The 13,092-nt window shown below is 32.2% G+C and carries 7 protein-coding genes; 2 read left to right on the forward strand and 5 right to left on the reverse strand.

Translation table 11 applies throughout. The features are described 5' to 3' along the window. Nucleotides 1-72: 72 nt before the first annotated feature. The 5 genes from ABD935_RS16250 to ABD935_RS16270 all read right to left on the reverse strand — a co-directional run bounded on the left by ABD935_RS16250 (nucleotide 73) and on the right by ABD935_RS16270 (nucleotide 9,382). Complete coding sequence (locus ABD935_RS16250) at nucleotides 73-2,076, reverse strand: putative porin (RefSeq protein WP_345193924.1); 2,004 nt, start codon at nucleotides 2,074-2,076, stop codon at nucleotides 73-75. Between the two features lie 191 nt (nucleotides 2,077-2,267). After that, nucleotides 2,268-3,611, reverse strand: a complete 1,344-nt coding sequence (locus ABD935_RS16255) for a DUF4302 domain-containing protein (protein ID WP_345193926.1) — start codon at nucleotides 3,609-3,611, stop codon at nucleotides 2,268-2,270. A 3-nt stretch (nucleotides 3,612-3,614) separates the two neighbouring features. Next, nucleotides 3,615-4,469, reverse strand: a complete 855-nt coding sequence (locus tag ABD935_RS16260) for a zinc-binding metallopeptidase (protein WP_345193928.1) — start codon at nucleotides 4,467-4,469, stop codon at nucleotides 3,615-3,617. Nucleotides 4,470-4,496: 27 nt separating this feature from the next. Further along, entirely contained in the window at nucleotides 4,497-6,002 is a 1,506-nt protein-coding gene (locus tag ABD935_RS16265; RefSeq protein WP_345193930.1) for a RagB/SusD family nutrient uptake outer membrane protein, read from the reverse strand. Between the two features lie 11 nt (nucleotides 6,003-6,013). Further along, entirely contained in the window at nucleotides 6,014-9,382 is a 3,369-nt protein-coding gene (locus ABD935_RS16270; protein WP_345193932.1) for a SusC/RagA family TonB-linked outer membrane protein, read from the reverse strand. Nucleotides 9,383-9,751: 369 nt separating this feature from the next. On the opposite strand from ABD935_RS16270, the gene ABD935_RS16275 reads away from it, so the two are divergent. Both ABD935_RS16275 and ABD935_RS16280 read left to right on the forward strand, forming a co-directional pair. Continuing rightward, entirely contained in the window at nucleotides 9,752-10,351 is a 600-nt protein-coding gene (locus ABD935_RS16275; RefSeq protein ID WP_345193935.1) for a ribonuclease HII, read from the forward strand. Nucleotides 10,352-10,410: 59 nt separating this feature from the next. Continuing rightward, complete coding sequence (locus ABD935_RS16280) at nucleotides 10,411-12,843, forward strand: ribonuclease HII (RefSeq protein WP_345193937.1); 2,433 nt, start codon at nucleotides 10,411-10,413, stop codon at nucleotides 12,841-12,843. The last annotated feature ends 249 nt before the right edge of the window (nucleotides 12,844-13,092 follow it).

Here is a 13,092-nt window from a genome sequence, read left to right on the forward strand (position 1 = left end):
GACGTTAAAAAAAAAGATATAGTGGAAAGCCCGACCCTTTTTCGGGGGAACGCCCAAATGAAAATTATACTTTTATAGAAAGAAGTTCCAAACGACACCGAAGCGTACTGTAAAATCCCTATACGGATTGTTTGGTGCCGAGTAATAGTTATAGCCTGTAAATGCTGAATTGAAATGTTCTGCTTTTAAATAGATGCGGGTTTGACGAATTTTTGCATTTATAAAGAAGTCCAAACGCGGAAAGTTTCCAAATTCCCTATCTGTTTGCACATAGAATTCTGCCAATAATGGATTATAGGCATTCATATAATACTTTGTGAAGTAGTTTAAGGTGACGCCTGTTTGAAGATACAAAGCTTTTTTGAATAAATGATTGGAATAATACAACGTGTTTCTGGTTGTAAATTCCGGGATGTTTAGCGTGTTGTTGTCATCATCTACATTTTGATAGAGTATGGTATTGTTTAGGGCCAAATTTCCAAACTTGATTTCGTTTTCTAATTTAAACCTTAGATAACTTATTGTTTTATCATTTTGAAAAGGCTGAACTTGTTGGGTGGTTTCATCCTTCTTAAAATACATATAATCATTTACAGTATTAAAATCTGCGGTTAGCTTAATGTACTCTTTATATTGCAACTTAAATGCGAATTGCTGGGTTTCGGTGTTGTTAAAACTATTCTGCCAGTTATAATTTAAATAATCACTTTGATATAATAAGGTATTGTAATTTGGTGCTTTGGAGCTATGATTAATGGATGCTGTTGCTCCTATATCATCATTTAGTTTAAATGTGGCGTGTGCTTTTAGGTAATTACCATCGAAATCTCCTGATATATTTACTCCAAACTCGCCTTGTAAATCAAATCCTTTATACCGTTTATGGTATTTACCGCCTGCTGCAAAGATGTTACCTTTTAGCCTGTTGGTTATTGTGTTTCCGTTTAAGACTACTAATTTATTATACCCATAATTGTAATTGTTGTGGCTGATATTGAATTGTAAGCTGCCAAGCACATTATTATAAAAGTCTAATTGTACTTGATTGTAAAAATTCTCTAAAGTGGCTCTATCCTTTAAATTTGAACTTTTGAAGGCGTCTCCAAAAAAAGCTGTACTTGCAGATGTTTGATCATACTCGAAGTATTTATCTTCGAACGACATTATATGTCTTACAACCAGTCTACTTTTTGAGATTGAATCATTTAAACTTTGTGGAAGATATTTCTCGACCACTTTATTAAACATCTTATAATTATGATCTAAATAAAAACGTTTCCCACGTAATATGCTTTCGGCATTTTCAAAATTCACTTCTAGAATGGAACGGTCTAAAAATTCTTCTTCTCCAGTTTCAAAAGGCTCCACTTGATCATCTTGAAGCCCCCCGTTTTCCTGATTTAATAAATCTTGGGTTACTATATGCCCCCTTATATTATAACGGTTATTTTTAGTTCTATAATTTGATGTGAATCTAAAATTACCTGTACTCGTTAATATATGTTGATACTTTCCTAAGGAGCGCATTCCTTTATATGCAATTGAAAAATTAAATTGAGGTGATGTATTTACAGTAAAAAACGAATCGGCTAGTTGCCCCTGCTCAAAGGCTGTTCTAAAAAACAACTCGGTTAATGGTGTTGGTACACGGTAATAATTTATATCTTCAATTTCCATGTAATTGAAATGCCTGGCTTGTGCGCCAAAACCGGGCATTAAACTGGTGTTTTCAAAACTGTATGTTAAACTGTTATAGGTTTGCCCTAAGTTAGAAAACGGCATTAAACCGAAATTATCTTTACGCAGGTAATTGAATTTATAATCTTTTTGAATGCTTAGCGTCGTATCCACATAAGTTGTGTCATTTGCATGGGAAATAATTAGGTAGTCTTCTATTTTGGCTTTAGGGTTTTTTAAGTTTTCAATGCTTGTGCTTTTCCTAGATTCTGTGTTTATGGAATCTTGAGATTTAATAGCTCCTCCTTGACTATTTTCAATTGGAAATTGCTTTTTTACTTGCGCAATAGTAGTGAGACATATTCCCAAGAAAAAAAACACTAGAACTACTTTATTCATAAATATAAAAATCTTGCTTTGGCTTTACTTGCTACAAATATTACGAATGCAAATGTATATACAAAATATGATAACGTATTAAAATGGAAAAATTATTTATTTTAAAAAAAATAAACTCATCATTTGAGTAATTACCAATAAAAAAGTCCGTTAAACACGAACTTTTTTAACTATCGCTTCTATTATTTTTTTTACTGGTCCCAATAATTTATTTCCATGGTTGGATCTGCAACATTAATCATTGAAAATGTTCTATTAGAAAAACCTTCTAAGTTACCAGTGTTATTTAAATAAAACCCTTCTGGACCACCCATGTAAAGGTCTATTAAAGGTTGAAAAATAGCTTTTGTACCTGGAGTCACTCCATTTGACAACCCGTTGTCGGCAAAGACTACAATACCATCAGTAACAACAATATCTACTCCAAACAAAAACACACCAAAGTTTGTTCCAAAGAAAAGTACAGGAACGTTTACGTCATTTAAATTATTATAAAGAATAAAGTCTATGGTAAGTCCATAAGTTGCCTCCAAAAAGGCAGTGTATTCCGCATAGAAATTATGATACGCTGTACTCGACTTAGAAGGCTCATCAAAATTAACCCATGCTCTATTTCTTCTAACTCCAAAATCATAAGGATCAAGAGGTGTTACTGGAACGTTACCATATCCAATTTTAGCTGTAACACCACCAACGGTTCCAACATATTGAATACCTAAAGATGTATCATCTATAGTGAAATTTTCAATAGTAACACCATTGATTTCTAAAGCGGGGCTTATAATAAGACCATCTTCTGTAAATACCATTCCGAACTCTTCATCTGAAACAGTACCATCATCGGCTTGCGTAGTAGGGTTAGCAAAAATATTTATGTTATCATAATTAAGGGCATATTGTTTTAAATTAGTCCCATCATCAATACTCATAAATGGAAATGCCGTAACACCATCAGAGCTTTCAAAATCATTTCTATTGGTTAAGGATTTTGTAACACTTATAATGCTTTCATCTTCAAAATCAGTGAAATTTGTTGGCGTAAAAACAAAATGTCCAGTATCTCTATTCCTAACATCCCTGAAAGACAGCACTCCGTTTTCATTTCCAAAATATTGAAATACAGATGTTCCTTTAAATCCAGTTCCAATAGCCCCCTCTAACTCCGGATTACTTACTTTTTGGATATGATTTCTGGTTGTAAAAACCAATTCGTTTGTTGTTCCAAAACGAACTTCATAAGAAGATGTTTCTATAGTTGAATCAGAATCAAAATCAGAGGTCATTTCTACGGTACCATCTGCATTAAACTTCATAAAAAAAGTAAAGCCTCCAAATTCATCATTCTTAGTAAAATAAACGCCTTTATAACCATTTGGCTCTGCTAATAATAAATTTAATAACTCACTATTTTGTTGTGCAATTCTTTCTGCTGGCGAATCTGGAAAAAGCACTTCCACATTATCATTACTACATGATACAAGGGATAAAAACACTAAACAGATAAACCAATAATTTTTAAATATCTTTTTCATCATTTTTTAATTTACTAGTTCTTGAGTTGCGGCATCGATTATAACTTGTAGTTCATATAAATCTATATCAAAATTAGTTTTATAATAATCTACAACCATAGCTTCTTTTTGTCTTATAAATGTTTTTGATTCTTCATTTGAAATACTCTCAACAATAGCATCAAAATCTTCTTTTGAATTAGTAAGCATTTCTGACACCATTTCTACAAAATCTTCGCCTTCTTGACTTGAGCCATACGCTGTTATATAACCTAATTCTCTAGCTTCGGCATTGGATCTATTAAACCATTGAGCTGTGTAGTCAGCAGGATTTATTTGACCGTAAGCCACATCGAAAGGAATATTTTGGTTTAAGATATGTGCATATTCATGTTGAACCGTTTTTAAAGGTTGCTTAATACTGTTTATATCAGTAAAATCTAAAAAATCTATATTAAACAATGTGATTTTCGCACCCGCTTCTGCAACTCCTAATGTAATTGTTGGACTATTGGGGTTATAATTAAAACTACCAACTAAAGTAAACTGTCGTGGTGCAATTTTTTTTATAAAATCCGCACCTCCAACTAGCGTATAAGGTTCTATCCAAGCTTTTTGTAAAGCTTCCGCTACTGGTCTTACACTAGATTCTAAAGGTGGATGTAAAAACCTATCCACATCAGTATCATTAATATCCCATTTGTAAAGCATTTCTATATTATAAGGTGCAACAAATTCACTTCTTAACCAGATATCTAAATCGTTTAAAATGGGTACACTTGTGTCTATTTGACTTTCGCCAACACTATCCGAACCATCGGTACATGATGTTGGAAAAGCCAATACCATGCATGCTATTGTTATGTATAAATATTTTTTCATTTTGATGTTTTTTTTAAGTTTTTAGTATTACCTAGGGTTTTGTTGTATCCCAAAAGACTGTGCCGCTTCAGGTATTTGCAGCAATCGTCTATTATCATCTTTGGGCAACGTGAACGTATTACCAAAAATATCTTGATGCTCAATAACCATATTATGTCTTTTATTATCAAACCATCTTAAGCCATCATTGTAAAAAATAGTTCTTTTAATAGTTAAAACGGCGTGTACAAATGCTAAAGACTCAGCCGGAATAGTATAAAAAGGCGTGTACGTGGTTGGATCTGTAACTTCAAAACGTGTTTGAACATCTAAAACTGTTAGCTCATCAAAAGCGGGGTCGTATAACCGTGTTTTAACCGAGTAAGACATATTTATATCTGCTAAGGCATTGTCTAATTGTCCTAGCATAGCATAAGCTTCGGCTCTATTTAGTAAGGCTTCATCTGTAGATAATAAGACGAAAGTAACAAATGCGTTACCAGTACCCGCAGCTTGATTGGTAACTTTAAAATATTCTTGAAATTTTGGAATATTAAAATATAAATCGCCGCTTCCAAAAACCGAGTAAGACCAAGGTTGTCCCGTTCCGTTTGCATTTGGAAAAATCTCATCTCTTTTATCGTTATTTAATTGATATCTTGCCGCATAATGATACCTATCATAAATTGACTCTGCAGAAACTAATAACAAGTTGGCAGGCTCAAAATTAGAAGACGTATATAATGTTGTTTGTTCCGAATAGGTAGCTGGTCTATAATTATTTTCCCAGTCTCTTAAAACACCTGCACCTCCTGTACCAATTGCTAAAGTACTATGGTTTACGACTTTTTGCCACTCTCCAATAACCAAATAGAAACGCGCAGCAAAAGCATTAGCTGTTTTTTTTGTAAAATGATAAGCTGGCACATTATAATCATCTTCAACTAAGGGTAAGCCTTGCTCTAGATCTTCTCTTATGTTATTATAAACATTTTCTACTGTGCCTCTCTCATAATCACCTAAGAGAACTGTTTCAGGCTCTGTAACATAAGGTATTCCAATGTCTGAAGCCGAAGTAGATGAGTTATATGTTTTTGAAAATATGTTTACCAACATAAAATGTGCATAGGCACGGCAAATGAGTGCTTCTCCTTTTAAATGATTAAATTCTGCATTGCCACCTAACTCTTCAATAGATAATAATGCCTGATTTGCTTGTGCAATGGCTTTATATGCTCTATTCCAATAGTAAGTGGGTGTATCTTCATCTGTATCATTAATATCATCCCAAAAGAACATGCGTTCGTTCAGTGTTGTAGCAAAATCTATACCTGTGTCCGCACTTGGTCCTTTATCCCCTGCGTTATCAGACATGGGTTCTAAAAATGAGACATAAGCCGCATCTGGGTATGCTCCTACCAATAGTTCTGCTATTTTTTCTGGAGAATCAATTGTTGTCCTATTGTCTGGAGTTTCATCTAGAATATCACTACATGAGGATATCATTAAAAATAGAGCAACAATAGTTGTAATATTATATTTTATATTTTTCATTGTATATTTTTTTAAAATCCAACGTTAAGAGAAAAAGTAAATAATCTAGATATTGGATAAGCTACCCCGCCTGACCTGAAAAACTCTGGGTCTTGTCCTCCTAGTTTTGAATCTGAATAAATTAAAAATGGATTGGTGCTTTGCAAACTCATTCTAACATTAGAAAGTCCTAGTCTATCAACAATCTGTTTATCTAAAGTATATCCTAAAGATATATTTTTCATTCTAATAAAATCGCCATCAGCTACACGCTCACTTGAATAATTATAGGCATTGTACGCTCTTTCTAATTCATTACTACCATAAGATTGTAATAAACTTTGCGAAGCAATAGTTGGTACATCCGTAATATTTTCATCTCCAGGGGCAATCCATCTATTTACAAACTGTCTTGGGAACACATCTAAATCATCATATACTGAATCATAAACAGGGGCAAGTCTTACTTTATTCCCAGCTGAAAACGAGATAAAGAAACTAAAATCCCAATTTTTATATGTGAAATTATTTGCAAGTCCTCCTGATAAATTGGGTTCTGTTGCACCTTCATACTTTAAATAGTCCAATACATTATCAGTATCTTGAAAATCCACCAAATCATAAGGTTTAGAAGGGGCAAATTCTGGGTCTTGTGTTAAAAAAATTGGTAAGCCCCATTCGTTAAGTCCTTCAAATTGAAAAGAAAACAAAGCCCCTTTTGGAAATCCAATAGCATTACCTCTACCTGTGCCTGTTACTAAATCGAATACGTTAGATTCTTGTTTAAGAGAGGTCACTTCTTGATTAAATTTTGAAATATTAAATCCTGTTTTCCATCTAAAATTATCGTTATCAATGTTCACCGTATTTAATTGAAACTCAACACCATTGGTGGTCATTTCTGAATTGTTACCTAATTTAATCGATTCTCCACCTATACCTGTTGTTCTAATTAAATCAATTAAATCTTTTCCTTTTCTAAAATAAGCATCAAAATTCATCATGATCCTATTATTGAAAAGCCCAACATCTAATCCTAAATTTAACTCTATGGTTTTCTCCCAAGTTAATTCGCTGTTTTGTAAATCTTCAATATCAATGAAGTTTTCACGATCATCATTACTAAATCTATCTGTTATTTGATTTCGAAATACTGCTAAGTTATTTGTAGCATTATCAGCTAATAAGGCCACTAGACCATAACTTGGCCTAAATGCTAAACTAGAAATGACATTGGAATTTTGAATAAAATCTTCTTTATCTACGTTCCATTTTCCACCAACGGTATATGTTGGTAACCATCTAGATTCTGAAGATTTCCCTGCTCTATTTGAACCTTCATAATTACCTGTAACATTTAAAACATATTTTTTATCAAAATCGTAAGTTACATTAGCGAAGAAAGACACTTCTCTCTGTCTAGTTTCTGATGCAGAAAAATAAGGATTACCATCTAAAATAGCTTTCTTTAAAATATCTGGATCTGTAAATACAGTCCCTCCTCTATCAAATTGATAGCCATAACCTGTATTACTACTTTCACTTCTATCCGTATATCTATATTCTTGTCCGCCATAAATTCTAAGACCATGAAGGTCTTCTTTGAATCGTTTTGTCCAATCTAAAGTATTTCTAAATGTGTAAGTTACTAATGTGTTTTTTGATGTTATTAAAATTCCTCCAACAGGCAAAACAACTCTTGGTGGTGCATTAGGGTCGTCTGGGTCTGAAAACAAAAAGTTATTAGCATCTCTCACAACAGTCGTTTCATCGGACCTGTAAGCTCCTGCAACATTAGAATTTTCTTTTATAGAATGTTCATTATTAGATGTTGCATAACGAGCAGACCCTAAAAAGTTATAAGTTAAATTATCATTAATCTTATATTCTGCTTGTCCTTGAAACTTAATATCCGAAACATTGATTTCTATGCCATTGTTATCTAGTTCATCAATAATATTAAATGGCGCCCAATTGTAACGCGAATATTCTAGATTTCCATCATTATCTCTCGGGCGTAAAGCTCTACTTGTATTAAGTGCATAACTAAATGGGTTAATATCAAAATCTCTTGTATAAGACCCACTAACTAGATCTTCTTCTCTCGCAAATGTACCCGGAGCTAATTGATTTCTTATAGACCCTTGTAATTGAGTCGTAATCTTTAATTTATCGTCACTTAAATAAAACGTATTTCTTAAATTCCCTGTAATTCGTCGCACTCTGTCTGCAATAGTCCATCCGCCATCAGTATAATAACCTAAAGAAGCATAAGACGTAGAATTTTCGCTACCACTAGAGAAACTTAAACCATGCGTTTGCGTTGGCGTTGCATTAAATAACGTTTCAAACCAATCGGTATTAGCTAATTCAAATTGCTTTAAAAATTGAGCTCTTGCTTCTGGGGTATTTTCGAGTTGATATTGTCCTGTACTGGAATCATAATTATTAATTGCTCGGTACATAATATTGTAGATACCTCCATATCTTCCTTGAAATGAAGAAGGCAAATCTAAAAACCCTTTGGACTCCATTTCTCTGTAAACAGAAACTGTTTCCTGTGAGTTTAGTAAATCGTAGTTAGTGTATCTTGGAATATCTCTAACAGCATATTCTGATGTATAATTAAATTTAGGCTTTTGGTTTCTCTTTCCGGATTTTGTAGTAATAACAACTACCCCGTTTAAAGCTCTAGCTCCATACAATGCTGTTGCCGAAGCATCTTTAAGAATTTCAAAACTTTCCACATCTGAAGCGTTTAAACCTGCGACCGCAGAACTTAATAGTGTACTAGCATCTCCAGAAACTAAGTCCGATACAGATAAATTAACTATTTCTTCTTGTATAACGCCGTCTACTATCCAAATTGGCTTAGTATCACCTAGGATAGATGAAGAGCCACGAATGGTAATTCTGGGTGCAGCACCAAAAGTGCCTGTAACATTTTGTACACTTACACCTGCGGCCCTACCTTCAAGAGCTCTTGAAATATCGGCAACTCCATCAAGCTTAATATCTGCTGCCTTAATAGTTTGGGAAGCTCCCGTAAAGAGTTCTCGTTTAACATTTTGATACCCAGTTACAACTACAGCATCCAAACTTTCTACATCCTCAATCATAACGACATTAATGGAACTTTCAGCTCCAACTGTAATCATTTGAGTTTGCAATCCAACAAAACTGAACTTTAAAACATCTCCCGTTTTAGCTGAAATAGTATAGATTCCATCAAAATCTGAAACCACACCTTTTCTTGTCCCATCCACAACAATTGTAACACCACCAATTGGCAGATTATTAGCGTCCGTAATCGTACCCGTAATTTTGTTCTCTTGTGCATTAGACAATTGAATTGAAAACACCAAAAACAGTATTAACAAACACGTCAATTTTAATTTCATATTAATAATTATTTGAGTTAGTCTGCAACGAATTTCCAAATATTATCTTAAAGAAACAAAAAAACAGTTAAAAAAATCTTAATAAATTAGACAACCAACACAACTTTAATGAATTTTAATTAAAAAAAAGCTTATATAGATGATAAAATAACAACAAAAACTAATAATAATTAAATATTTTACAATGTGTTTTAAGTAATTCTTATCAAACCCCTCAAAATTATTATGCCCGCATAATAATTAAACTTTAAGGAGTTAGACCAAATAAACCTCAAAAATGATGGGTTGAATTCGTTTATATTTACTTTATATTTCAAATTTAACAGCACAATTTTAAAATTCATTTGGTATTATCAATATTTTAGCGCCATGTTATTACCAAACTATTCAGATTTTTTGTTGGAATGTGGCACAGACGAAGCTGGTCGGGGTTGTCTTGCTGGACCTGTTACCGCTGCTGCTGTTTTGCTTCCAAAAAAATTTAAGAATTTAATTTTAAACGACTCAAAACAACTGAGTGAAAAAAAACGGGATATTTTAAAACCTATTATTGAGGCACAAGCTTTAAGTTTTGGGGTTGCTCATGTATTTCAAGAAAAAATTGACAGTATCAATATTTTAAACGCTTCCATTTTAGCAATGCAACTTTCTATTGACCAATTAAATCCCTTACCAGAATTTATAATTGTTGATGGCAATAAGTTTAAACCTTATAAGAACGTTCCGTTTGAAACCATTATTAAAGGCGATGCCAAATATTTAAGTATTGCTGCGGCTTCAGTATTGGCAAAAACACATCGCGATATGTATATGAATACCATTCATGAAGAATTCCCGATGTATAACTGGAAACAAAATAAAGGCTACCCCACTAAAGAGCACCGAGCAGCTATTAAAAAATATGGCGTAACAAAATACCATAGAAAATCGTTTAGATTATTGCCCGAACAATTAAAGTTTGATATATAAAGGCTGTTTTTATATTTACAGTCTCTAAGTTTTTATCTTTACAGAAATTTATTAAATCCATGAGATTCTTTTGTTTTTTCCTCCTCCTTATATTTATTTTTAGTTGCTCAAACTCTAAAACAAACCGAACTAACCTTATCGATTTTGTTCCAGAAAACACATCAATAATCATAAAAACATCTCATCTTGAGAGTTTAAAAAGTAGTATAAATAACAGTGATTTTTTACAGATAATTTCTAAGAACAATTCATATAAAAATTTAGAAAACAAACTTGAAAGCTTATCTCTTTTAAACCCTACAAGTGCCATTTTAATTTGTTTTTCTGAAGATTTAAACGATAGCCTTCAATATTCCATAATTACAAAATACAACAACGGTTTATTTTTAACGGACTCGTTACCAAACTATACAGAAGAAACACTTAATTACAAAAACAAAACGATTACAAAATCTACAATTAATAATAACATATTTTATAGCACTATAGTTGACAGTACATTTTTTGCTTCTTCTTCAAGAACTCATATTGACAATCTTTTTGACAATTCAAATAAACCTGATGCATTAGAAAAGATATATAATACCGCTAGTAACGACAAAACATGTTCTGTTATAGTAAAACCTAATAATACACTTATAAAATCTTTTTTTATTAAGGACTCGCTATCTCTAAAAACATTTACAAATTATATAGTCGTAGATGTTGAAATGGGTCAGAATGAACTTTATTTTAATGGTATAACAAAAGCATCAGATTCAACAGAAAGCTTAATTAATATTTTTAAAAACACGGTCCCACAAGACAATCAAATTCAAAGCATAACACCTTCAAACAGCGATGGTTTTATGAGTTTTACTTTCAATAATTTCAAAACTATTGAAACAAATTTAGCAAAATTCAACAAAAAAGATTCTATAGCCAGCTCCACGACTCTTTTTGATGATATTATTGAAGTTGGTGTTATTTATGAAGCCAAAAACCGTGCTATAGCCCTAAATTCCATTGATGTTATTGCTACCAATGATGCCCTGTTAAGCGAAAAAAACAAGATTGAAACTTACCGTGAAATTGATATTTATAATTTTAGTCAGCCCTTATTATTTGCTGAAACATTCAATCCTTTAATCACTTACAACAACACCAACGTATACTGTGTTTTAGACAACTTTTTTGTATTTGCCCCTAATACTGAAATACTACAAAGTATTATTGCTAATTACCAAAATAAAACAACTGTTGCTGATAAAGCTTACTTTAAAAATATAAAAGAAAAATTGAGCGATGCTGCATCGTTATTACAAGTTACAAATGCTTCAACATTAAAATCTATATTGAACAAAAACTTTAAAGAAAGTCAGAATTACAAACTAGCAGATTATAACGCATCTGCTATTCAATTTATTTATGACAACAACTTTGCTCATGTAAATGGTATTATAAAAAAGAGTAAAACTAAATCATCCATACATTCCGTTTCAGAAGAACTCCATATAAAACTGGACATAAACTTATTGACCAATCCGCAATTTGTAAAAAACCATATTACCAAACAGAAAGAAATTATTGTTCAGGATGTAAATAACAATCTGTATTTAATTTCTAATAAAGGAAAAATTCTTTGGAAAAAACAATTACAAGGTCCCATTTTAGGAAACGTTGAACAAATAGACATTTATAAAAACGGCAGACTCCAACTCGCTTTTGCAACACCTAACAGAGTGTACGTAATTGCTAGAAACGGAAAAAATGTAGCACCATTTCCAGCAAAATTCAATGATGAAATCACACAACCTTTGGCTGTTTTTGATTATGATAAACGCAAAAATTACAGGCTGTTAGTTACTCAAGGTAAAAACGTTTTAATGTATAATGTACAAGCTAAAATTGTAAAAGGCTTTACATTTAAATCTGCCAACAACGCTATTGCTTGCCAACCCAAACATTTTAGAATTGGTAGCAAAGATTATATTACTTTTAAAACAAAAAACAAACTCTATATTTTAGACAGAATTGGAAAAACTAGAGTAACTCCAAAAACATCGAGCAACTATTCTAACCAACCTATTTACTTATATAATAATACGTTCACAACAACAACTTTAAACGGGGATTTAATTTCTGTTGACACCAAAGGTAACGTATCAACAAAAACCTTAAACCTTTCGGAAAAACACCATATTGAAACCACAAGTAAAACTTTGGTAGCGCAAAGCGAAAACAAACTATCCATAAAAAACAAAACTATCGAGCTGGATTTTGGCGATTACTCAAACCCTAAACTCTTTTATATTAACAATAAAATTTATGTTTCAATAACAGACCTACAATCGCATAAAATTTACCTGTATGACAGTCAATCAAAACTGCTTCCGAACTTCCCAGTATATGGAAACTCATCAATAACCCTTGATAATATTGATAAGGACCAAAATTTAGAGTTCGTAACAAAAGGGGAGTCCAACTCAATAATTCTTTATCAAATTAATTAGTTAGTTATTTTATTTCCAGACTTTTAACTTGTTTTAAAAAAATAATTTTATATTTATACCAGCTATCATTCAAACACTTACAAATGGAATACTCAAAAAAGGTATTAAGCATCCTTACTTTTTGGATGGTTCCATTATTAACCATACCATTTCCTAAAGCGCAAACAAAGCAATTGATTTTTTTGAAGGAGATGTAGAAAAAACCAAAAATAGACGTATAGAATTTGTAAAATATCAATGAAAATAAAA

Origin of the sequence: Algibacter agarivorans (assembly GCF_039543245.1) — a bacterium.
Taxonomy (GTDB): Bacteria; Bacteroidota; Bacteroidia; order Flavobacteriales; family Flavobacteriaceae; genus Algibacter_G; species Algibacter_G agarivorans.

Excerpts from the sequence above, each read along its gene's own strand:
- ABD935_RS16275 (WP_345193935.1), top strand. The coding sequence starts at position 9,752 with ATGTTATTACCAAACTATTCAGATTTTTTGTTGGAATGTGGCACAGAC.
- ABD935_RS16265 (WP_345193930.1), bottom strand. The coding sequence starts at position 6,002 with ATGAAAAATATAAAATATAATATTACAACTATTGTTGCTCTATTTTTA.
- ABD935_RS16250 (WP_345193924.1), bottom strand. The coding sequence starts at position 2,076 with ATGAATAAAGTAGTTCTAGTGTTTTTTTTCTTGGGAATATGTCTCACT.
- ABD935_RS16255 (WP_345193926.1), bottom strand. The coding sequence starts at position 3,611 with ATGATGAAAAAGATATTTAAAAATTATTGGTTTATCTGTTTAGTGTTT.
- ABD935_RS16280 (WP_345193937.1), top strand. The coding sequence starts at position 10,411 with ATGAGATTCTTTTGTTTTTTCCTCCTCCTTATATTTATTTTTAGTTGC.
- ABD935_RS16270 (WP_345193932.1), bottom strand. The coding sequence starts at position 9,382 with ATGAAATTAAAATTGACGTGTTTGTTAATACTGTTTTTGGTGTTTTCA.
- ABD935_RS16260 (WP_345193928.1), bottom strand. The coding sequence starts at position 4,469 with ATGAAAAAATATTTATACATAACAATAGCATGCATGGTATTGGCTTTT.